At 39.8% G+C, this 19,886-nt stretch carries 21 protein-coding genes; 10 read left to right on the forward strand and 11 right to left on the reverse strand.

The genetic code is table 11. The features are described from left to right. Nucleotides 1-63: 63 nt before the first annotated feature. Complete coding sequence (locus P8O16_RS10730) at nucleotides 64-1,410, reverse strand: amidohydrolase family protein (protein WP_300314413.1); 1,347 nt, start codon at nucleotides 1,408-1,410, stop codon at nucleotides 64-66. A 518-nt stretch (nucleotides 1,411-1,928) separates the two neighbouring features. Between P8O16_RS10730 and P8O16_RS10735 the strand changes: the two genes are divergently transcribed. Together P8O16_RS10735 and P8O16_RS10740 are read left to right on the forward strand one after the other, a co-directional pair. Beyond that, complete coding sequence (locus P8O16_RS10735; RefSeq protein WP_300314415.1) at nucleotides 1,929-2,390, forward strand: antitoxin Xre-like helix-turn-helix domain-containing protein; 462 nt, start codon at nucleotides 1,929-1,931, stop codon at nucleotides 2,388-2,390. Nucleotides 2,391-2,395: 5 nt separating this feature from the next. Next, the gene (locus P8O16_RS10740) at nucleotides 2,396-2,851 is read left to right on the forward strand and encodes an RES domain-containing protein (RefSeq protein ID WP_300314418.1); all 456 of its coding nucleotides are present in this window, start codon (nucleotides 2,396-2,398) and stop codon (nucleotides 2,849-2,851) included. A gap of 30 nt (nucleotides 2,852-2,881) precedes the next feature. Here P8O16_RS10740 and P8O16_RS10745 read toward each other — a convergent pair whose 3' ends face one another. The 9 genes from P8O16_RS10745 to P8O16_RS10785 form a co-directional block, all read right to left on the reverse strand. After that, the gene (locus P8O16_RS10745; RefSeq protein WP_300314421.1) at nucleotides 2,882-3,298 is read right to left on the reverse strand and encodes a PIN domain-containing protein; all 417 of its coding nucleotides are present in this window, start codon (nucleotides 3,296-3,298) and stop codon (nucleotides 2,882-2,884) included. Continuing rightward, nucleotides 3,295-3,552 (reverse strand): DUF6364 family protein, encoded by a 258-nt coding sequence (locus P8O16_RS10750; protein ID WP_300314424.1) that lies wholly within the window; start codon nucleotides 3,550-3,552, stop codon nucleotides 3,295-3,297. Before P8O16_RS10750 ends, P8O16_RS10745 begins: the two co-directional genes overlap by 4 nt. Before the next feature lie 49 nt (nucleotides 3,553-3,601). Next, on the reverse strand, nucleotides 3,602-4,768 hold the full coding sequence (locus tag P8O16_RS10755) for a hypothetical protein (RefSeq protein WP_300314427.1): 1,167 nt from the start codon (nucleotides 4,766-4,768) through the stop codon (nucleotides 3,602-3,604). A 50-nt stretch (nucleotides 4,769-4,818) separates the two neighbouring features. Next, nucleotides 4,819-5,700 (reverse strand): formate/nitrite transporter family protein, encoded by an 882-nt coding sequence (locus P8O16_RS10760; protein ID WP_300314430.1) that lies wholly within the window; start codon nucleotides 5,698-5,700, stop codon nucleotides 4,819-4,821. Nucleotides 5,701-5,760: 60 nt separating this feature from the next. After that, nucleotides 5,761-6,783: a hypothetical protein gene (locus P8O16_RS10765; RefSeq protein ID WP_300314433.1), complete on the reverse strand. Its 1,023-nt coding sequence runs from the start codon at nucleotides 6,781-6,783 to the stop codon at nucleotides 5,761-5,763. A gap of 23 nt (nucleotides 6,784-6,806) precedes the next feature. Next, the gene (locus tag P8O16_RS10770) at nucleotides 6,807-7,598 is read right to left on the reverse strand and encodes a hypothetical protein (protein ID WP_300314436.1); all 792 of its coding nucleotides are present in this window, start codon (nucleotides 7,596-7,598) and stop codon (nucleotides 6,807-6,809) included. Nucleotides 7,599-7,748: 150 nt separating this feature from the next. Beyond that, nucleotides 7,749-8,423 (reverse strand): DUF1080 domain-containing protein, encoded by a 675-nt coding sequence (locus P8O16_RS10775; protein ID WP_300314439.1) that lies wholly within the window; start codon nucleotides 8,421-8,423, stop codon nucleotides 7,749-7,751. A 25-nt stretch (nucleotides 8,424-8,448) separates the two neighbouring features. After that, nucleotides 8,449-8,844 carry a group III truncated hemoglobin gene (locus P8O16_RS10780; protein WP_300314442.1) on the reverse strand — a complete coding sequence of 132 codons (396 nt, stop codon included), beginning with the start codon at nucleotides 8,842-8,844 and terminating at the stop codon, nucleotides 8,449-8,451. A gap of 2 nt (nucleotides 8,845-8,846) precedes the next feature. Next, on the reverse strand, nucleotides 8,847-10,040 hold the full coding sequence (locus P8O16_RS10785; RefSeq protein ID WP_300314444.1) for an alkaline phosphatase family protein: 1,194 nt from the start codon (nucleotides 10,038-10,040) through the stop codon (nucleotides 8,847-8,849). A 288-nt stretch (nucleotides 10,041-10,328) separates the two neighbouring features. Here P8O16_RS10785 and P8O16_RS10790 point away from each other — a divergent pair, with 288 nt between their 5' ends. Both P8O16_RS10790 and P8O16_RS10795 read left to right on the forward strand, forming a co-directional pair. After that, entirely contained in the window at nucleotides 10,329-10,997 is a 669-nt protein-coding gene (locus tag P8O16_RS10790) for an OmpA family protein (RefSeq protein ID WP_300314447.1), read from the forward strand. Between the two features lie 102 nt (nucleotides 10,998-11,099). Beyond that, nucleotides 11,100-12,473, forward strand: coding sequence for a glucoamylase family protein (locus P8O16_RS10795; RefSeq protein ID WP_300314450.1), 1,374 nt, complete (start codon nucleotides 11,100-11,102; stop codon nucleotides 12,471-12,473). 55 nt (nucleotides 12,474-12,528) lie between these two features. Here P8O16_RS10795 and P8O16_RS10800 read toward each other — a convergent pair whose 3' ends face one another. Continuing rightward, the gene (locus P8O16_RS10800) at nucleotides 12,529-13,389 is read right to left on the reverse strand and encodes an AraC family transcriptional regulator (protein WP_300314453.1); all 861 of its coding nucleotides are present in this window, start codon (nucleotides 13,387-13,389) and stop codon (nucleotides 12,529-12,531) included. A gap of 269 nt (nucleotides 13,390-13,658) precedes the next feature. Here P8O16_RS10800 and P8O16_RS10805 point away from each other — a divergent pair, with 269 nt between their 5' ends. The 6 genes from P8O16_RS10805 to P8O16_RS10830 are packed head-to-tail and all read left to right on the forward strand — an operon-like array spanning nucleotide 13,659 to nucleotide 19,666. Further along, nucleotides 13,659-14,444: an SDR family NAD(P)-dependent oxidoreductase gene (locus tag P8O16_RS10805; RefSeq protein ID WP_300314456.1), complete on the forward strand. Its 786-nt coding sequence runs from the start codon at nucleotides 13,659-13,661 to the stop codon at nucleotides 14,442-14,444. After that, nucleotides 14,441-15,349: an ROK family protein gene (locus P8O16_RS10810; RefSeq protein WP_300314458.1), complete on the forward strand. Its 909-nt coding sequence runs from the start codon at nucleotides 14,441-14,443 to the stop codon at nucleotides 15,347-15,349. The genes P8O16_RS10805 and P8O16_RS10810 overlap by 4 nt, the downstream gene beginning before the upstream one ends. Continuing rightward, nucleotides 15,346-16,158 (forward strand): SIS domain-containing protein, encoded by an 813-nt coding sequence (locus tag P8O16_RS10815; protein WP_300314461.1) that lies wholly within the window; start codon nucleotides 15,346-15,348, stop codon nucleotides 16,156-16,158. Before P8O16_RS10810 ends, P8O16_RS10815 begins: the two co-directional genes overlap by 4 nt. Then, on the forward strand, nucleotides 16,155-17,510 hold the full coding sequence (locus P8O16_RS10820; protein WP_300314464.1) for an FAD-dependent oxidoreductase: 1,356 nt from the start codon (nucleotides 16,155-16,157) through the stop codon (nucleotides 17,508-17,510). Before P8O16_RS10815 ends, P8O16_RS10820 begins: the two co-directional genes overlap by 4 nt. After that, nucleotides 17,507-18,469 (forward strand): aryldialkylphosphatase, encoded by a 963-nt coding sequence (locus tag P8O16_RS10825; protein ID WP_300314467.1) that lies wholly within the window; start codon nucleotides 17,507-17,509, stop codon nucleotides 18,467-18,469. Before P8O16_RS10820 ends, P8O16_RS10825 begins: the two co-directional genes overlap by 4 nt. A 3-nt stretch (nucleotides 18,470-18,472) precedes the next feature. Further along, nucleotides 18,473-19,666 (forward strand): Gfo/Idh/MocA family oxidoreductase, encoded by a 1,194-nt coding sequence (locus tag P8O16_RS10830; protein ID WP_300314470.1) that lies wholly within the window; start codon nucleotides 18,473-18,475, stop codon nucleotides 19,664-19,666. Nucleotides 19,667-19,886 lie beyond the last annotated feature (220 nt).

Genomic DNA, 19,886 nt, shown 5'->3' on the forward strand with positions numbered 1-19,886 from the left:
TCAAAATAGTTCTAGCTTTCAGAGGGAGCAGCAGTCTAAAGACATCAAAGATATGGCCCAAGTCTAAAGACTTGGATCTGTGAAATTTATAAGATTCTTATGAATCTCACCATCCTTCATGATGATCAAAAATTTCTCTTTTGGTTGTGCAATCAGGCTAAGGTCATCTAAAGGATTACCGTCCACTAAAATCAAGTCTGCCAATGCCCCTTCTTCCACTACTCCCAATTTTCCAGGATAAGGACTTCTCAAACCAGACAGCTGGAGCAATTCCGCATTATCATGGGTAACGATCTTGAGGATTTCGGCATTGGAAAACCACTTTTGAAGTCGGAGAATATATTCATTCTGCAATGCATTAAGTTCAGGTTCAAATAGGAAGTCCGTGCCCCAAGCCAGTTTCACTTTGAGTTTTTTGGCCATTGGCCATACTTTCGCCTGTCCTTCGATCACAGGCTTACGTTTCTCCCGACGCAGGGGATCCATATCTGGAGTATCTTCTACCAGATTCTGAGTACTCAGCCAAACTTTTTTCCTTGCCATCAACCGAAGCGTTTTTTCATCCAGCATCTGTCCATGTTCCACACATTTCACTCCTGCCTCAATGGCCCTTTGGATTGCCCTTGGCGTGTAGGCATGTACCATCACATAAGTACCCCAATCTTCCGCAGCCTCCACAGCAGCCCTCATTTCATCAAAAGTATATTGGGTTACATCCACTGGATCATATGCTGAGGAAGTTCCTCCTCCTGCCATCAATTTGATCTGACTGGCTCCAAAACGAAGGTTCTCACGAACAGCTGTCAATACCTCATCCCTCCCATCTGCGATAAAAGTTGCATTGTACCTTTCCGCCCTGGAAGGTTCACCAAAAAATCTCCTGGACTTTTCTTCAGGTGTCCTAAAATCCCCGTGTCCTGCTGTCTGACTGATAGTCGCTCCGGATGGCCAAATCCTCGGACCTTCAAACTTCCCCGCATCTATTGCCATTTTCAACGGAAAAATAGGCCCTCCTGCATCTCTGACAGATGTAAAACCTCTTTGTAACATCTCCTCTGCACCTTTGGAGGTTTTCTCAACAATAACTCCCTCCGACAACATCGGCGACATCATTTCCTTCATCGTGAGTGCGCCAAAAGCCATGTGTACATGCACATCAATTAAACCGGGCATCAAAGTTTTACCGTTTCCTTGGATCCTTTTTGCACCGGGCATTATTTCAATATTTGTTGGGTTGATTGATTTGATTTTGTTTCCCTCTACCAAAACATTGACTACAGGAGTTAGCACTTCGGACTTTCCATCAAACACTCGCACATTTTCAAATACAACCAGACTCAAATCCTGACTTTTTGATATGCCTTGGATCAAAAAAAATAATGCTCCTAAGATTAAAATGCTCTTTTTCATCTGTTTATTCTTTTTTTATTTGCCTAATAGCCTGTCCCGAACCCATTTTGGGAGAATCCCGCATCTAACATAATCATCCCAGTGAGTGACCCTTGAGTCACGCTCGATTTCATAAGAATACTTTGTACCCAACTTCAATTTAAGTCAAGTTAAAAAATAAATTTTTCACCTGTTTGAAAATATAATTAACCTTTCTGCCTCGCTAATTGATTTGAGCCTACCAATCAAAAGCAAAGTCTCTCAGGATTTCGACTTCTACAGTGTTGAAACTGGAATATTGGAATGGAGGGGAGTAATGAATTTAAAATGAAGCATGTGAGAATTGAAAATAAACGAATCACAAGAGAATGAAAGGTCTAGGTCTTGAGAATTATCTGAAGCCTCCAGCCAATTATATGTCAAGACTGATCTCCTTTCCATTGTAGATCATTGCGTGATTTGTGGTAAAAAACTTTTAAAAAAAAGATCTAAATTGGACAATTTACGTTATCTTAAAAGACAAATTACCTAATTGAGTCATGGCAAAGAAAAATCAAAAAGTCAGCGAGCCTGCAGTTGCTTATCTCCGGACGACCAATCTATCCGTAGGGGATGTGCTTGATATTGCTTCAAGCAGGTTGGAAGAGCCACTGAGTCGGGTAGAGACCTTTAGAAATGGTCTCGAGAAAAAGTCTTTTGAAAACCTCAAAGAACTATCGGGACTTGATTACAATACCCTAGCCACAGCTTTGGGCGTTTCCTCTAAAACCCTCCAACGAAAAGAAATTTTTGATACTGCTCAGTCCGAAAAGATCTATGAGTTGGCCGAATTATATACGTTGGGCATCAATTATTTTGGTCGAGAAGGATTCAGAAGATGGATGGAGCGACCACTTTTCACGCTTGGCAATCGTGTCCCCCTTGGTCTGATTGATCTATCAGAAGGATTGGACCTTCTCAAAACAGAAATCATGCGGTTACAACACGGCATTGCTGTTTGAGCTACATGAAAGTCTATCGAATCGTCTTATCCCAATACTGTGATACCAGTGGCGAAGGAGCCAAAATCTATGGAGGCAGATGGAATCTCCCCGGATCTCCTGCTATCTATGCGGGATCGAGTATCTCTTCTTCCTTGCTTGAAAGATTGACGATTGATCCCGAATTGTTATCCTCGGAGCGGTATATTAGATATGCGGTGATGGAAATTACTATTCCCAATGAGCTGGTATTTTCACCAAAAATCCTGAATCTGCCGATAGACTGGAATCATATTCCTCCAGTACGAGCTTCACAAGTGTACGGCAATGAACTTTTAAAATCCGGAATAGCCTGTTTTGCTGTGCCATCGGTAGTGGATCCCAGTTCTTTGAATTATGTAATCCATCCACTTTCTGATAAAATTCATCTTTTGGAATTCAAAACCTATCCGCTAGAGATGGATCAGCGGATTGTCAAGTGATTTATTGAAAAGTCGTTTACGCGCAAAAACCTACCCAAAATACTTTCTCACAAATCCCTGACAATCAAATACGGGAATATCTGAAAAGTGAAAGTCTCCTAAATCTTCTGTTACTATCACATCACAATCAGCCCCCAGAGCAGCATAATATTCCAAGCCATCTTCCAAGTCCAAAACTTTAGGATTTAAAACTGCCTGGCGGACTTCATTTGTACCCACTGAGGTAATCAAAAGCTTAGACTCTAAAATTCCGATTTTCTTTTTTGCGAGTGTAGATCCACTCTTTTTCTCCGAAAAATAAAAAGCAATTGCAAGACAAATTGGAGAAGTGCAGAGCTCATATCCATTGATTTGTCCCAAACTTAGAATCCTGGAAGAAAAGGGGAAAACAGGAAATTCTTTATTCAAAACAGAAATAAGAACGTTTGCGTCTAAAAACACCTTCATTTCCTAGACTCAAAGAATTCCTTTTTCTTGGAAGAGTTTTTATCTGTGGTTCGGATATACTCCGCCTCTCCTTCAGCAACTTGATCAATCCAATCTGCAATCGGAAGATCTTCTAAACCTTTAAATTCACCCGAAGTCAACTGAGAATAAATATATTCAGTCAATCTTGAAAGACTGATTTGATTCTGTTTAGCAAAGGCTTTAGCCTTTGCTATCACTTTGGAATCAAAGGCAAGTGTTATTTTAGAATCCATAGCTAAATTTTTATACGACAAAAATAAATATTTTCTACGTAAAATAAAATCATTCTTTAGCTATCTCATTCAATTTCAACTTATAATAAATCACCTGATCTTCTTCGGTTTCAAAAAAATCCTGATGTTTCAATGCCAATACCTCTCCATTTTCTGTAGAGATTGTAGTAAAAATCAAACCTGGGGGAACAGGAATATCTGTTTGTAACTGACTAAAATCCAAATCAAAAACAGCCAAGTATCTTTTCTTCAGCCATTCTATTTCCCTCCTTCCTTCAGGACTATTCCTATCAAATTGCCTTGCTTGATCTTCTGAGACTCCTTTGTGATAGATCACCAATACTTTATCCTCAGTTCGATAGATCTCCTGAATAGAACCGGGAAAACTATATTCAGTCAGTTCATTATAATCCTCAGCATTTTCAAATGGAACACCTTTTTCCATGATTGTATCAGATACATCCAAGCTCACTTCTTTGTGAAATAATACTTCTCCCTCTTTCTCCTGATAAACCCAAAATTTCAATTCATTTCTAAAATAAAGAATCCATTGACTTCCGAATTTATTGACAGTGGGAAAGGTCCAAAAATGATAATTCCCATCATTATAAATAGAGTTGGGAGGAAATGCCATAGTAAATCGAGAGGTATGGGAAGCAGTATCGATAACTTCTAGGATAGGAGCTTTATACAGATCCTTGAATAAATCACCCAGATTATCCCAATCCAATTCACCTTTCTCTGGCCTCAAAAATGCGATGTCTTCTCCCAAAGAATAAAATGGATCGCCTTTAATTCCATTTAAATAATAAAATTCAAATGGTGTTTTATAGCTCCAAACTCTATTCCCCTCAAGATCATAACTATAAAATCCATTTGGAGCAGTCATAAATTCAATTCCTCCATTATTTAACCCTATAGGATTTATCCATCCTGGCAAGGCATCTGGTCCATCAGTTGGGAAATTAAATATGGAAGAAATACCTCCGATTTCATTCAAAACCAACACTTCTCTATCACCATTCCCCCAAGCAAGATATCGCTGACTGGAAGAATCATAATCCATGATCCACAAGTCACCTAAATAATCAATCTGAAGAGAGTCCACAATCTCTAATGAATAATTTGCGGCATCATCCTGATTTGTTTGCTCAGAGGAATTACATCCTAGAATAACTAGCGCTAGAAATCCTAAAAAAGGCACTGATTTTCTCATGCTGAAAAATAGAGAAATGGCTTCTGAGATTTTAGTTAAAAAAAGTAAACTCAGCTTTTCACACCAACATTAAAGACAAATGCTCGGTATTTCAGTAAAGCCACAAAAATTGCACCTCCGAAAGCATTCCCCATTAAGGCTGTACTTTGAAACGAAAGGTAATCCCAGAATGAAATTTCAGGAGAACTCATCATTCCTGAGAAAATCTCAACACTTCCGATAATACTATGATGCAATCCGGTAAATGCCATCACCGCGGTAATTAAAAAAATCATCACGATCCTGCTGATCGTATCTCGAGCTGAAGCGAGCAACCAAGACAAAAGTCCCATCAACCAGCCCGCCAAAATCGCACTGACAAAAATTACTCCTAAACTAAAATCCAACACATGGGTAGCGATTTTCACCACAACCTCCTGATCAAATAAATGAAGACTTGGTCCTAACCAAAGTAATACCAGAGCGATAAAATACCCGCCGATCAAATTTCCGGAAATCACCAAACCCCATATTCTCAAAAGGCTTAAAACATCTCTTTTTTTATTCAAAACCGGGAGAGTCAGCAAAGCAGTTTGCTCGGTAAAGAGAATACTTTGCCCCAAGACGACCAAGATAAACCCCAGAGGATAGACGAAGGCAATCATTTTGAAAATGGTATCCTCGCCTAGTTTCCCACCCAAAAAATAAAAAAGTGAACAGATCATTAGGTAACTAAAGCCAATTTCCAAACCTGCGGTAAGGCAACTCAATAAGATACTCTGGGGACTTTTCTCGTAGGTCTCTTGTGCATCACCAAGCTGCTCTCGCAGGATTTCACCATGAGATTTGGCAGTATCTTTCTTAGGAGATTTTGACTTCTCTATCTCTCGATCAATTAATTTTTGCTGCTCCTCTTCGAGTTGCTCTTTTGTTTTTTCCTTTTTCCACATCATTCTAAAAATAAATTATCCCATCTAACAATGATGGACTTATTTAATAAATCAAAAAGCATACTATCTTCTACATTTCATCATTATCTGGGATTCAAACTGCTTATCATTTGACATGGTGGAGAAGAATTCCTTCAGATAGGATTTGGCGAGCTTGACATCACGTTCTTCCATGAAAAGTTGATTGTCGACCAAAGCCATTAGCTCAGGTTCTTTAGCCAAAAACTCTTGCCGAACAGCCTGCATAATCCCCTCGTCTCTACAAAATCCACGATAAAGCCGATCGGTTATTTTTTCGATATCTACCAGGTTACTCACTTGAGCATAAGGAGGGCTAACCAAGCCAGTCATGTCAAAATCATACGCCAAAGGAATAAATTCGGTATCGGAAAGTTTCATGATCTTCTGATTGTGATAGAACATACTTGACCAGTCTGTATTGCCGATCATATATTGAAAAAGATCATGACGTACAGTTGCAGAATCCACCAGAAAAGTAGGCCCCAGCTTTTTTTCATCAAAAATCTCCCCGCCGAATTTCTCCGCCACCAAGTCATCATCCTCGATCAAAAATCCTATCAACTCACTTACCTCTCCTTTTTTATCATCCTCATCGATAAAGGAAATTTTTACCAAACGAGTTGGAAAAAAGTAGGGAGTGACTTTCTCATACATCTTATAGGCAAGGTATTCCTTTGCAATGTAGCTCGGAGCATTTTTTGAGTCATTACAAGGCATGACTAACTTTAGGCTTTTTTGACCTTCAAAGGGCGTTTCTTTTGATTTCTTCTTTTTGATTTTTATCCGAATCGGAGGATAGGAACAATTGTCCCTACGAAAATTACCTCTGGCTCTCAAGTCAATATCCAGGCTATCCCAGCCACCTTCGTTGTTTTTATACATCAAGAATGTGTCAATAAAAGTAGAGTCATTCGTCTCAGATTTTACTTGTTTGGATGAAAACCGCATCTGAAGTTCTAAGGGTTCTTCAGTAGAAAACAACTCTGGATAAGTCTGAGAAAATGAATTTAACGAAAGAAAGAACCCGATTAGGAAGAGTGCGAAAAATCGATTTTGTACATTCATTTTAATTCGGTTTAAGTTTATAATTATTCAAAAATTGGGTTGGCTTCCTTTTTTATTCTTTCCATTTCGACGGAGTCCAAATCAAAAGTTTCGAGTTTGATATCATCAATACCATCCTGATCGAAGGGGTTTTCCAACTGCTCCTGCACATTGAAAAGAGAAATGAGAATAAATGAAGATACGATCGAAAGGGAATAAAGAATCCACGAATCATTCATGGATGAAGACTCATTCAATCTGAAAAGAATCGATGGAACGTAAATAATTGGGTAGAGATAGATAAATAAAAGACAATAAGCTCTGATAGATGTAGGAGTTCGATGAAGCTTGATCGCAGCAGTATTTTCAATTCCGATATGCACATCGCGCATGAAACCGAGAATTTTGAGTAGTCCGTTGACCTTTACTTTATCGTTCCAATGGATTAGCAGATCGTTTACTCTACTAACATCCGCTCTTAAGCTTTCTATAGGAAGAGGCTCTGGTCCCAAATAAGAAATCAATGACTTTGGAATCCTAAGAAGTATTTCCAAAATCTCATCTTTCTCTTTCGATGAGATTTTCGTGTTGCTTTCGATGCTGGACTTTACTGTAATTATTCCTGCCTTAAATCTCGATAAAAACTCCAACGCTTTTTCTCTACGCTTGAATGCGCTTCTGATCGTAAAAACCAGAGGGAAAATAATTGCAATACTGATCATCGTCAAATCAAAATTGTATTGAAAGTTAAATCTGATGGTCAGAAAAGTGGCAAACCAAGTGATGCCCAATGAAATGAAAGTTCTGAAATTGATAATCGAAAGGTATTTTTCCATTTAAAAAAGCTTTGAAAGCAAATCAGTTAAAGAAGTATAATTCAAACCTGATGAAAGACTCTAAACTCAAAATATTTCAACAGCTCAATGGAAATATACTAAAAATCTTAAGATGAAATCAAGAACCCAAACCAAAGAAACAGATCGGTATTACCTGTTTTTTAGAAAAATCGATCTAAATTCCACCTCAGCACCTTCGGCCTGAAGAGCAATCTGACCCTTGGTGGCGGTTGCACCAAAACCTTCATTAACCAAGACTCCATTTACCCAAACGGTCACCCGATCTTGATTACACTCTACTTTTAAGTGATTCCATTCTCCTAATGCCTTTTCGGTATCATCAGTCAGATTGATTATTCTTCGCTCTTTCCCTTCTGTCACACCCCAATTTTCCTTTGCTCCTCTCCTAGCCTCCATATTTTCCACTTGGATATTTTCTTGAATACACCAGAAATCACCTGCATTCTGATGCATCAACTGGACCTCTATGGACTTGGGAAACATCCCATATAAAGCCCGTGGAGTCGAGGCATGCACCAAAACCCCACAATTCCCCGGTTCACCAGCGAAGCGATAATCTAGTTCCAGTGTATAATTTTCATAAATCGCATCCGTAATCAAATGACCTTGAGGAGTTCCCAAACTCACCAAAAGTCCGTTTCTCACAATAAATGGAACTCGAAGCGAACTGTCTTTTTGTAAATCAGGAACATCGATATGCCATCCAGCAAGATCTTTTCCATTAAAAAGTGAAATCTCCTTTCCTTGAGCAAAAACAATTTGAAAGGAGAAAAAACAAATGGTAAAAGCAGTAGTCAGTTTCATAGTTCAGATTTGATTAAAATTCAACTTATCGAGGTCTTGCTTCCCAAATTCGCATAAACAGCATGTGAGCCATTCTGCGTGCATGTTCTTTGGCAAAGTCCGCTTTTTCTCCTTCAAAATACCGATCAATAGTCATAAACCAAAGCTCCAGCCAATTCCCAAAATGGGCTTGCTCGATGGAATAATCTGCTTTCTGATCCACCTGCTGATGGACTCTTGTTGGATTGAATTGCCCTTTTCCTGGTCCGGTTTGAAGTAAAATCATTTCCCAAAAATCAGAAAGATGTACTAAATGATGATCCCAATCATGGACAACGGAATTGAAGATCGGCCCTAGGGTCTCATGTACCCGGATTTCTTTATAGAATCTCCGAACTAAAAAATCAACTTCCTTTCGGCTCCTGATATCAATTCTATCCATTATCAGTCTTTCAGAATCTTCTCCAAAACCTCCAGTTTCCCATCAATATTTTCTGGAATAGGAAGTCCTAAAATCTTACAAATGAGCGGGTAAATATGAATATTATCAAAAGAGTCAATTGCCAAACCAGATTTTAGTTGAGGTCCCTGAGCATAGAAAATTCCATGCATCTCAGGGTACTCCTGACTGTAACCGTGGGTTCCTCTTACTGCAGTTTGATCAATTCGCATTCTACGACCCAAGACTTCCCTGTATTCTTCATTTTCCATAAAGTAATACCCCAAATCAGCCAAAACGATCACATCTCCAATTCGGTCTCCATGGACGCTTAGATCATGGTAATATTCGCCCTCAACTGGATCAAAAACCGTGAACCCAGCTTCTTTCATTTTTATTTCTTCAATAACTTTCTGCTTGTCTTTTGGGTCATCCAAATAGATATGGGCCAAGGCTCCACTGCTGACTACTTTTCCAGAAATATTTTTTGTAATCCCATCAAGTGCAATATAATTTTCCAAAGGCACATCAGCCATCCCATGATCTGAGACTATAATAATATTGACATCTTGATTTAAGCTTTTGACACCTTCAAATAAAGCTCCCAACTCTCGATCCAATTGAGCTAATCGCTTTGACAACTGTGCATCATTATTCGCTCCGTAACCATGGCCGACATCATCCATATCCGAAAAATACATCGTGATCATCCGTGGACGAATAGAATCTGGCATTTGCAGCCATTCGAAAGCCTTAGAAACTCGAGTAAGGTTGTTTATTCTCCCATCATAATCATAGTAATAACTAGGTCGAACACCCTGCACATCAGCTTCCGAACCCACAAAAAAGTAACTCGCAGCCTTCATTCCATTCTGCTCAGCAAGAACCCAAAGCGGAGTTCCACCATACCAAGTCCCATCTGTCACCAGCTCTCTTTTATTAATTCGGTATTCCTCATCCTTTTTGGGGTTATAAAATGAATTATCCACAATCCCATGATGCTCAGGCCGTAGGCCTGTTGCAATCGTATAGTGATTTGGAAATGTCTTTGTCGGAAAAGATGGAATCAAAGAATTAGCGGCAACGCCACTTACAATGAATTTCTGAAGATTTTCAGGTTGAAATCGCTCCACGTAGTCAAATCGAAATCCATCCAGAGATATCAAAATCACATGAGGATCTGACTTTTCCTGACTCATTGAGGGATTTGAAATAAAAAGCAGACAAATGCTAAAAATGCTTAACAATTTTTTCATGGTACTTTCCTTTAGGATTTGTCAAAGTTCTTCCTTTCTCGACAAAACACAAATGAATAGACAAACTTGGAATGAAACTTTTGAGACAAATAAAAATCCATCAGTTTCTTTTTACTCACTTTTCCCCAAAATCGGCAAATACTTACTGATAGAAAATCAAAATAGTCCTCTGACAAGCCAATCTTGACACGGTATAAGATTTGGGTATAGGTAAGTCAAATATCAATAAAAATGAAAACGATCAACAAATTAGTAATTGGAGTAATGTTAACCGCCATATCATTTGGATCTATTAGTTGTGGTTCTACGAGCAACGCTGTCAAAGGCGGTGTAATAGGTGGTGCAGCTGGTGGCGCTTTAGGCGGAGTCATGGCAGGCGGAGAAAACACTGCTTTAGGCGTGATTTTAGGATCAGCAATCGGCGGATCAGCTGGAGCGATCATTGGAAAGCAAATGGATAGGCAAGCAGAGGAATTAAAGAAATTGGAAAATGCAGAAGTAGAACGCGTAGGTGAAGGAATAAAAATCACTTTCGATTCCGGATTGATGTTTCCATTTGATCAATATGCGCTTATAGAGCAGTCTAGAACAAACTTGCGTGAATTAGCCGAATCTCTTAAAGAACATCCTGATACCAATATTCTGATCGAAGGACATACAGATAATACGGGGAAAGAGGCATATAACATGAAGTTATCAAAAAGAAGAGCTGAATCTGTAAAAGATTATTTGACTTCACTAGGAGTGGATAGCAATAGATTAGAGGTGACAGCTTTTGGAGAAGAAATGCCAATAGCCTCAAATGATACAGAAGAAGGAAGACAAAAAAACAGAAGAGTAGAAGTAGCTATTTCTGCCAACGAGAAAATGCAAAATGACGCAATAAAAAAAGTGAATTGAGCAAGAATTAAGCGCTAATCCATAATAAATTAATGATTCTGAAGACGCCCGAAACGGCGTCTTTTTTTTTCAATAGCTAAAGAAATATTCTAATTTCAAAGCATGATTAATCCTTTTAAGATTTTTAGTTCGGTCAGCTACATAGCTCTGATTAGCTTTTGCCTAGCGTTCATAGGATGCACTCAGCATCAAATCCCCAACGTTTCGACAGTAGTCGAACTTTCTGATGAGCAGCTTCTTGACTCGGTCCAATATTACACTTTTCAATACTTTTGGGATGGGGCAGAATCCAATTCAGGCATGGCACCAGAGCGCATTCATTTAGATGGGAACTATCCAGACAATGATCAAAGCATCATTACGACTGGAGGAACAGGAATGGGCTTAATCGGAATCTTAGGAGCGATCGATAGAGATTGGATCACTAGGAATCAGGCAAGGATAAGATTTGAAAAGATGGTGGCATTCTTGGAAAAGGCGGACCGCTGGCATGGAATCTGGCCCCATTGGCTGGATGGTAAAACCGGAAGAGTCAAACCTTTTTCTCCGAAAGATAATGGGGCCGACTTGGTTGAATCTGCTTTTTTAATTCAGGGATTGCTTGCTGTTCGGGAATATTTCAAGGATGGATCGGAAGAAGAAAAGTCTCTAGCTAGCCGAATCGATAAGCTTTGGCGCGAAATGGAATGGGATTTCCATACCCGAGACGGTCAAAAAGTATTGTATTGGCATTGGTCGCCAAATTTTGCCTGGGACATGAATTTTGCCCTCGAAGGCTACAATGAGGCCTTGATAACCTACATCTTGGCGGCTTCCTCCCCCACTCACCCAATTGCACCGGAAGTTTACCACCAGGGTTGGGCAAGAAATGGAAATATCAAAGCAAGTGGCATTAGTCCATTCGGTTTTCCCTTACAACTCAAACATAATGGAGCCGAAGAATATGGAGGGCCACTTTTTTGGGCACATTACTCCTATTTGAGCCTTAACCCAAAAGGGCTAAGAGATCAATATGCAGACTATTGGCAGGAAAACAGAAATCAAACGCTGATAAACAGAGCTTGGTGCATCAACAATTCCGGCAACTTTGAAGGCTATGGGGAAGACCTATGGGGATTAACGGCCTCTTATTCGATCAATTTCTACGACGCACATCGCCCTGGAAATGACACTGGTGTGATTTCTCCAACGGCTGCCGTCTCATCAATAGTTTATACCCCAGCCGAAAGCATGAAAGTGATTCGAAATCTCTATGAAAACTATGGGGATAAAGTATTTGGAAAGTATGGATTCTTTGATGCGATGAGTCCACATCATGATTTCTTCCCACAGCGATACCTTGCCATTGACCAAGGACCAATGGTAACTATGATTGAAAACTATCGAAGTGAATTAGGCTGGAGACTTTTTATGAATGCCCCTGAGGTAAAAGAAGGCTTGGACAGATTGGGATTTAGCTATCAAATTCCTTCTTAATCAATCAAAGCTCAACTTATAAACCATCAAAAATTCAGTGTTGTAAGAAATCTTTCTACCTACTATTTCTGTATTCCTTAGGACTCATTTTAGTTAGTTTTCTAAACTGACGGTTAAAATTAGATAGATTAGAAAATCCAACTTCATAACAAACTTCAACTACTTTCATGTCAGATTCATGGAGTAATTTACAAGCTTGGTTGATTCGAAAATCGTTTACTAATTCGATCAATGTCTTTTGAGTTCTTGATTTAAGATATCGACAAAATCCCGCCGGTGACATTTGAACTAAATCCGCAACCTCTTCTAATCTGATTTCTCTTGAGAAATTGGCTGATAAAAATTGAAGAATTGCATCCATTCTAGGGCTATCCAAGCTACTTCGACCAAGAACAGGATTTAAGGTTAATTTACTGGATTCTTCAGACCTTGACATGTCTTCTAAAAGCATCACTAATGAAAGAAATCGTTTGACACCTCGCTTTTCCAAAATAGATTTGATTTGATGTGCAAACTTTTCTCTTGAGGTTCCAAAAAACTCTAACCCATTTGCAGAATTTTGGAGCATTTCCTGAATTTTATTCATTTCTTCTAACTCAAAAAAACTTTCCCCAAACCCTATTTTAGTAAATTGAATTACAATGGAAGCAGGCTTGACTTTTTTTTCGATGTAGATACTTTCATCTGCTGCGAACCAATGTGGAAGATTACTGCCAAGAAAAAGAACATCCCCTTCTTTATATTCTGAAAGATGATTTCCAACATATTTTTTTCCCCAGCCCCCATCACAAAGCAAAATTTCAAATTCCTCATGGTAGTGCCAAGGAGTTTCGAAATACGGTGACTCGAATCTATGTGCCAAAAAAGAGTTCCCCTTGCTGATTGGGAGTTTTTGTAAAAGAGGTGCTTTAGCCATATATGCAAAAATAGTATCATTAATTTAGAATATTAAAGTAGAATTCAAAATTCAATCGATATAATTTTATAAATCTTTATGTATATCCGCTTTTCTGCTAGTAAAGAACTTAAAGTTGCAAATAATAAGTTAAACTCTTGATTTTAGACCACTTCGAGCATATACCATCGGTCTTCTGTCAAGTAAAACAAGGGGAATAAGCCTACTGGTATCATTGCGGATAATTATATAAACCTTATATCAACACAATATTTCAATAGAATATTTGCATGAAATTAAGTCAAAAAGCAATAGTGATTATTGGAGGAACTTCCGGAATAGGTCTTTCGGCAGCTAAAGCTTTAGCGAAGGAAGGCGCCAATCTGGTTTTGGTCGGAATTGACGAAGAAAATTGCAAAAAAGCTAAAGAAGAATTACCCGGAAATCCCAAAATTATTTGTGGAGATGCGAGACAAGAAGGAATTGCTAAATCTGCCATTGAAACCTGTGTCAATCAATTTGGGGGTTTTAATGGTCTCTACCATGTCGCAGGAGGAAGTGGTAGGAAATTCGGGGATGGCCCCCTTCATGAGTTGACACTCGAAGGTTGGAATCAAACGCTTGCCTTAAATCTGACTTCCATAATGCTATCCAATCAAGCGGCAGTCAAGGCTTTTCAAAAACTAAATCACGGTGGATCAATTTTGAATCTTGGGTCCATTTTAGCTTTTTCACCTTCTCCCAAATACTTCGTCACCCATGCATATGCTGCTGCAAAAGCTGCTGTGGAAGGTTTGACTGTAAGTTCAGCCGCCTATTACGCTTCACAAAATATCCGAATCAATGTACTTGCACCGGCTTTGGTAGAAAGCCCCATGTCCAAACGAGCAATGACCAATGCTGAAATCATGAGTTTTTCTGCTTCCAAAATGCCCCTGGACGGTGGTCGTGTAGGACAGCCTTCTGATCTAGACCAGGCAGCGGTATTTTTTCTTTCCGATGACTCCAAATTCACCACTGGTCAAGTACTACATATTGACGGGGGCTGGCACTTAACCGAGGGACAATACTTATGAGGAAAGCGATTGGAATAGATATCGGAGGCACTAATATAAAAGCTGTATTGATCAATGAGGATGGAACTGTATTGAATCAATTAAAGTCGAAAACAAAGGGAGAAGTTGATGGGATTTGGCAAGAAAAAATCAAAAATGTACTTGCTGAAATTTCCAAATACACCTTGGATGAATCGATAGTTATTGGGCTTTCTGCCCCGGGACTTGCTAATGATAGTAATACCTCCATTAGCTATTTACCAAATCGTCTTCCAGGTTTGGAAAACTTCAACTGGTCAGAATATTTTGGTAAACCGACTTCTGTGTTGAATGACGCGCATGCGGCATTAATTGCAGAGAGTACTTTTGGAGTCCTAAAAAATTTCAATAATGCTATTTTAGTCACGCTTGGCACAGGCGTAGGCGGAGCGATTCTTCTTGAAGGCAAATTATATCAAGGCCTAGCCCAAATGGCAGGACACTTGGGGCATTCTATCACCCATTCTAATAACGATGAGCAGAGTATTCTAGGAATGCCAGGAAGCTTGGAGTATGCTCTTGGAAATTATTCTTTAGAAAAACGAAGCCATGGGAAATTCAAAAACACATATACTCTATTAGAATCTGCCAGAAATGGAGAAACATTCGCCACCTGGCTTTGGCTGGATATGATGAGAAACCTTTCACTAAGTATCTGTTCTTGGATAAATACTTTCAGTCCACAAGCGATCGTAATTGCTGGAGGAATGACACAAGCTGGTGATCAATTATTCAACACTTTACAGGATTTCATCGATCTCTACGAGTTTCGACCAAAAGGTAAAAAAACTGAACTGCTACAAGCAAAGTACCTAGACTTCTCTGGTGCTATTGGTGCAGGAGCTTTCGCATTAAAAAATTCTCAACAAGAAATAACTTCAATATGAGTTATACCCAAACCTACCTCGACCGCTGCCAAGAACTCTTGGATGGTGTACGAACTCAAGAATCAGCAATTCAAACTGCCGCAGATTGGTTTTCAAAATCCATTCTAGCTGGTCGAATGGTCCATGTTTTTGGTTCGGGGCATAGCCGAATCATGGTGGAAGAAATGTGGCCTAGATACGGTTCATTTCCCGGTTTCAATCCGATTGTGGAGCTATCGTTGACTTTTCATAATCTAGTCGTAGGGGCAAACGGACAGCGACAAGCCATGTTCTTGGAAAACATTCCAAATTTCGCTTCGCAAATCCTTCGAAATTTTGACCTATCAGAAATAGATTCTGCATTGGTTATTTCTTCATCGGGTTGCAATATAGTGCCAATTGAAATGGCCGAAATATTCCAATCAAAAGGGATCAAAACCGTCGGCTTGATTTCCAAAAAACATTCCGAAGCCTCCACATCAAAAAGGTCAGATGGAAAGAAACTGCAGGATTTCTGTGATTTAGTATTGGATTCAGGCGCACCGGTGGGAGATGCAATGGTTCAAATCGAAGGCTTAGAAACTCCCGTTGCTCCCGGTTCTACGATAGGATCTTGTATGCTGATCAATACTGTCAAAGCCGAAGTAGCAAACTTGCTTAACAAAGCGGGACATCCCCCTAAAGTCCTCACAGCTGGTGCTGTCATCGGGGCTGAAAAAGCAGCAGCTATTTTCCAGGCTGCCTATGATGAGCATGGGCATCGAATCGCCAAAATGTACCAGCAAAATGGGATCCCATCTTATGTTTCGGAACAAAACTCGATGAAATGAATCTAGATCCACAAGCTTTACCATCGCAAGATGTTTTGGTTATTGGTGCAGGTTCAGCAGGCTGTTTAGCAGCGATGTCTGCACGGGAAAATTCTGATTTTTCCGTACTCTTAGTAGAGCGCTATGGTTTTTTAGGAGGTACTTCTACTCAAATGTTGGATACTTTTTATGGTTTTTTTACACCAGGAAAAAGCTCAAAAAAAATCGTAGGTGGACTTGTGGATCGGGTCGTAAACCGTCTTAATACCTTGGGGGAAATTTTCCTCCGTCCGAATACTTATGGCGCTGGCACTGGAGTAAATTATAATCCCGAGCGTTTGAAATTAGTCTGGGATCAATTATTGGATGAGTCGCAGGTGAAAGTGATGCTCCACACTACATTGATCGATGTAGTTCAAATTCCAGAAGGAAGATATCAAGCTATTCTGTGGAATAAATCTGGGATATTTTCTGTCATTGCTAAGCGAGTGATTGATGCATCAGGGGATGCCGACTTCTGCCATTTAGCAGGTTTTGACTATGAAGTAGCGGGAGAAAATGAACCTGCACAAAGTATGACTACTACCTTTCGCATGGCTAATGTTGATTTCGAAGAATTTGAAAAATCAGGAGGGAAAAAGCTTCTAAAAGAAGTAATGAATTCTACCTCAATGCCTTTACCTCGAAAAGAAGGCTCTGCGCATGAGATGAATGTACCAAAATGCATCTCAACTGTGGCTGTCAAGGTTGTAAACAAAAATGCCTTAATCAATAGCGAACTGAATGAAGCAGAAAAGGAAGGACGAAGACAAGCTTTCATTTTCGAAGAGTTTTTTAGAAAAGAAATCCCTGGCTATCAAAACTCCAAAATCGTTGGACTTTCCACTCAAATCGGTGTAAGAGAAACCCGTAGAGTTTATGGAAATCACCGCTTGACCAAGGATGAGTGTATGGATGCTGAAATTCCAGCAGACAGTATTTTTCTTTGTGGAGCACCTATAGAAGACCATAGCGCGGATCCAAAAGGTGAAAGTGAAACCATTTGGGAATATATCCCGAAATCCGGTATTTACGGGGTTCCTTATGGAACCATAATTCCGAAAAAATCGGACACACTTTGGGCAGTCGGTCGATGTTTTTCAGCAACTCATGATGCACATGCTTCTTGCAGATCCATGGCTCAAACCATGTCCATGGGCCAGGCTGCAGGTCTTGCTACACAGATTTCTCTTGAAAAAGATATTAGTGCATCAAATATCTCTTCCAGAGAATTGCAAGAAAGACTTCTTCAAATCGGAGCAGTCTTAGAAGTCCCAAACCAAGAAGCGAGAATTGGACGAGGGGATTGGCTCAAAAACCAAATTCAACCATGAACTTCATTAGAACCATATTGGGTGATATTCCGAAGGAGCAAATAGGATTGACCTACTCACATGAGCATGTAGTCATTGATCATTGTTTTGCAACTGATATTCATCCGGAATTTCTACTCAATGATTTTGAGAAACTAAAAGAGGAATTATTAGAATTAAAAAAACTTGAACTGAGTCTCATGATAGACACTATGCCGGTAAATGCCGGTAGGAATCCAGTTTTGTCGGCAAAATTATCCAAAGAAACTGGAATTCATCTTATAGTACCTACCGGGATTCATCAGGAAAAATATTATCCAAGAAATCATTGGAGATTCCAATATAGCGAAGACCAACTTAGCGATTTATTTATCGCAGATATTGAAAAAGGAATAGATCGCTACGATTATAACGGCCCTATTGTAGAGAGAAACCCTTCACACCGGGCAGGAATGATCAAACTTGCGACTAATGAAGAACCTTTTTCAGCACATCAAGAGCTAATTTTCAGAGCAGTAGTCAATGTACATCTCCATTCAGGGGCACCTATTTTAACTCATACGACCAACGGGACTTTTGCGCTGGAGCAAGCGCTATTCTTTGAAAAGTTAGGCGCAAACTTAGACCATGTGGTTCTTTCCCATGTAGATCGAAATCCAGATAGTCGATATATCGAGCAAGTTTTGGATACTGGTGTTTCAGTTGAGTTCGATTCGGCCTTTCGCTGGAAAACTCCTGAAAATCAAACTTACACTCATCTGGAAACATTGCTATCCAAATACCCCCATCAAATCGTCGTGGGAATGGATGCTGCCAGGAATTCCTATTGGAAAAGTTATGGCGGAAAACCAGGCCTAGATTATCTACTTACAACATTCCCAAAAGAACTAAAAAAACGTAACCTTGAGGATTTTTATGATTTGCTTTTCATTCAAAACCCAAGAAGGATATTTTCATTTATACAACCCCAAAATTCATAACCTATGGCAAACTTATGCATCCTCGGAGGAGGATTTATCGGTCGGTTTTATGCCGAGTCGTTAATTGGAAGAAGATCAAAAGATGAAGTCAAAGTGGTCTATTCCAGATCGGAGGAGACCGTGGCTCGCTTTGCGAAAGATTATAATGTCCCTTTGTCCTTCACCGACATGGAAAAGGCAGTTGCTCATCCAGACTCAGCGATAGTGATTATTGCCTTACCCAATTACCTTCACGAGGAAGCAGTAATGCTTTGTGTGAAATATAAAAGGCCGGTCCTCTGCACAAAACCACTTGGTAGAAATGCCGAAGAAGCATTCCGAATGATGGATGCCTGCGAAAAAGCAGGAGTCTTCTCAGGCTATTTGGAAGATCTTTGCTACACCCCAAAATTTCAAAAATCACTCAAATCTGTTCAGGAAGGAGCAATTGGGCGAGTACTCTGGGCAAAATCCAGAGAAACCCATCCAGGACCACATGCCGATTGGTTCTGGGATTTGGAAGCTGCCGGTGGCGGAGCAATTGTGGATCTGGGCTGCCATTGCATCGAAATCTCAAGAAATTTTATCGGAAAAGATATCCGACCAGTCGAAGTCATGTGCTGGGCTGATACACAAGTGAAACCTATCGATGCTGAAGATCATGCGATCGGTTTGGTGAAATATGAAAATGGCGCCATCGGTCAGTTCGAAGTGAGTTGGACCTTCCGGGGTGGAATGGATCTTCGAGATGAAGTAATGGGGACTGAGGGGACGATTTGGGTGAATTCTTGGCTCAGAACCGGATTTGAGATGTTCACCTCAGGCGAGGGAAAAGGCTATGTAGCCGAAAAAGCGGAATCAGATTCTGGCTGGCAATTCCCAGTCGGAGACGAGGCCCACGAATTGGGCTATCCAAATATGTTTATCGACATGTTTGATGCGATCGAAAAAGGAATACAGCCCCAAGAAACTTTCTATGATGGCTATGTGGTGAATGCAATAATCGATGCTGCTTATAAATCTGCGAAAACTAAACTTTGGGAACCGGTGGATTTGAAAGTCTGGCGCGGAAAAACCGGAGTGACCAAACCTTCGGTCTTTCAGGAGTATGACGCAGATCATTGGCTGATCAAAACTGAAAAATTACCTAACGGAAATCAAGTGACTATAGTCAAAAATAAACAAAGTGGGGAGGTCAAGGAAATTATGGGATCTTAGATTTCGGCTGCAAGATATCGGCTATTTCTAGCCTATTTTCTTCCCAAAAATCTCTGAACTCAAATCGCTTTATACCGACTCCTCACAACACTAAAAAGCGTCCGTAACTTCATTATTTGGCTCTTAACCTATTTTGAGTATTGAATTTATTCCGAAAAAAAAATTGATCCTGTCGTTACCATGACCATCGAAGAGCAAGTAAAAATAGTACTCGATCATA

This window comes from Algoriphagus sp., from assembly GCF_029254265.1.
GTDB lineage: Bacteria > Bacteroidota > Bacteroidia > Cytophagales > Cyclobacteriaceae > Algoriphagus.

Excerpts from the sequence above, each read along its gene's own strand:
- P8O16_RS10730 (WP_300314413.1), bottom strand. The coding sequence starts at position 1,410 with ATGAAAAAGAGCATTTTAATCTTAGGAGCATTATTTTTTTTGATCCAA.
- P8O16_RS10735 (WP_300314415.1), top strand. The coding sequence starts at position 1,929 with ATGGCAAAGAAAAATCAAAAAGTCAGCGAGCCTGCAGTTGCTTATCTC.
- P8O16_RS10740 (WP_300314418.1), top strand. The coding sequence starts at position 2,396 with ATGAAAGTCTATCGAATCGTCTTATCCCAATACTGTGATACCAGTGGC.
- P8O16_RS10745 (WP_300314421.1), bottom strand. The coding sequence starts at position 3,298 with ATGAAGGTGTTTTTAGACGCAAACGTTCTTATTTCTGTTTTGAATAAA.
- P8O16_RS10750 (WP_300314424.1), bottom strand. The coding sequence starts at position 3,552 with ATGGATTCTAAAATAACACTTGCCTTTGATTCCAAAGTGATAGCAAAG.
- P8O16_RS10755 (WP_300314427.1), bottom strand. The coding sequence starts at position 4,768 with ATGAGAAAATCAGTGCCTTTTTTAGGATTTCTAGCGCTAGTTATTCTA.
- P8O16_RS10760 (WP_300314430.1), bottom strand. The coding sequence starts at position 5,700 with ATGATGTGGAAAAAGGAAAAAACAAAAGAGCAACTCGAAGAGGAGCAG.
- P8O16_RS10765 (WP_300314433.1), bottom strand. The coding sequence starts at position 6,783 with ATGAATGTACAAAATCGATTTTTCGCACTCTTCCTAATCGGGTTCTTT.
- P8O16_RS10770 (WP_300314436.1), bottom strand. The coding sequence starts at position 7,598 with ATGGAAAAATACCTTTCGATTATCAATTTCAGAACTTTCATTTCATTG.
- P8O16_RS10775 (WP_300314439.1), bottom strand. The coding sequence starts at position 8,423 with ATGAAACTGACTACTGCTTTTACCATTTGTTTTTTCTCCTTTCAAATT.
- P8O16_RS10780 (WP_300314442.1), bottom strand. The coding sequence starts at position 8,844 with ATGGATAGAATTGATATCAGGAGCCGAAAGGAAGTTGATTTTTTAGTT.
- P8O16_RS10785 (WP_300314444.1), bottom strand. The coding sequence starts at position 10,040 with ATGAGTCAGGAAAAGTCAGATCCTCATGTGATTTTGATATCTCTGGAT.
- P8O16_RS10790 (WP_300314447.1), top strand. The coding sequence starts at position 10,329 with ATGAAAACGATCAACAAATTAGTAATTGGAGTAATGTTAACCGCCATA.
- P8O16_RS10795 (WP_300314450.1), top strand. The coding sequence starts at position 11,100 with ATGATTAATCCTTTTAAGATTTTTAGTTCGGTCAGCTACATAGCTCTG.
- P8O16_RS10800 (WP_300314453.1), bottom strand. The coding sequence starts at position 13,389 with ATGGCTAAAGCACCTCTTTTACAAAAACTCCCAATCAGCAAGGGGAAC.
- P8O16_RS10805 (WP_300314456.1), top strand. The coding sequence starts at position 13,659 with ATGAAATTAAGTCAAAAAGCAATAGTGATTATTGGAGGAACTTCCGGA.
- P8O16_RS10810 (WP_300314458.1), top strand. The coding sequence starts at position 14,441 with ATGAGGAAAGCGATTGGAATAGATATCGGAGGCACTAATATAAAAGCT.
- P8O16_RS10815 (WP_300314461.1), top strand. The coding sequence starts at position 15,346 with ATGAGTTATACCCAAACCTACCTCGACCGCTGCCAAGAACTCTTGGAT.
- P8O16_RS10820 (WP_300314464.1), top strand. The coding sequence starts at position 16,155 with ATGAATCTAGATCCACAAGCTTTACCATCGCAAGATGTTTTGGTTATT.
- P8O16_RS10825 (WP_300314467.1), top strand. The coding sequence starts at position 17,507 with ATGAACTTCATTAGAACCATATTGGGTGATATTCCGAAGGAGCAAATA.
- P8O16_RS10830 (WP_300314470.1), top strand. The coding sequence starts at position 18,473 with ATGGCAAACTTATGCATCCTCGGAGGAGGATTTATCGGTCGGTTTTAT.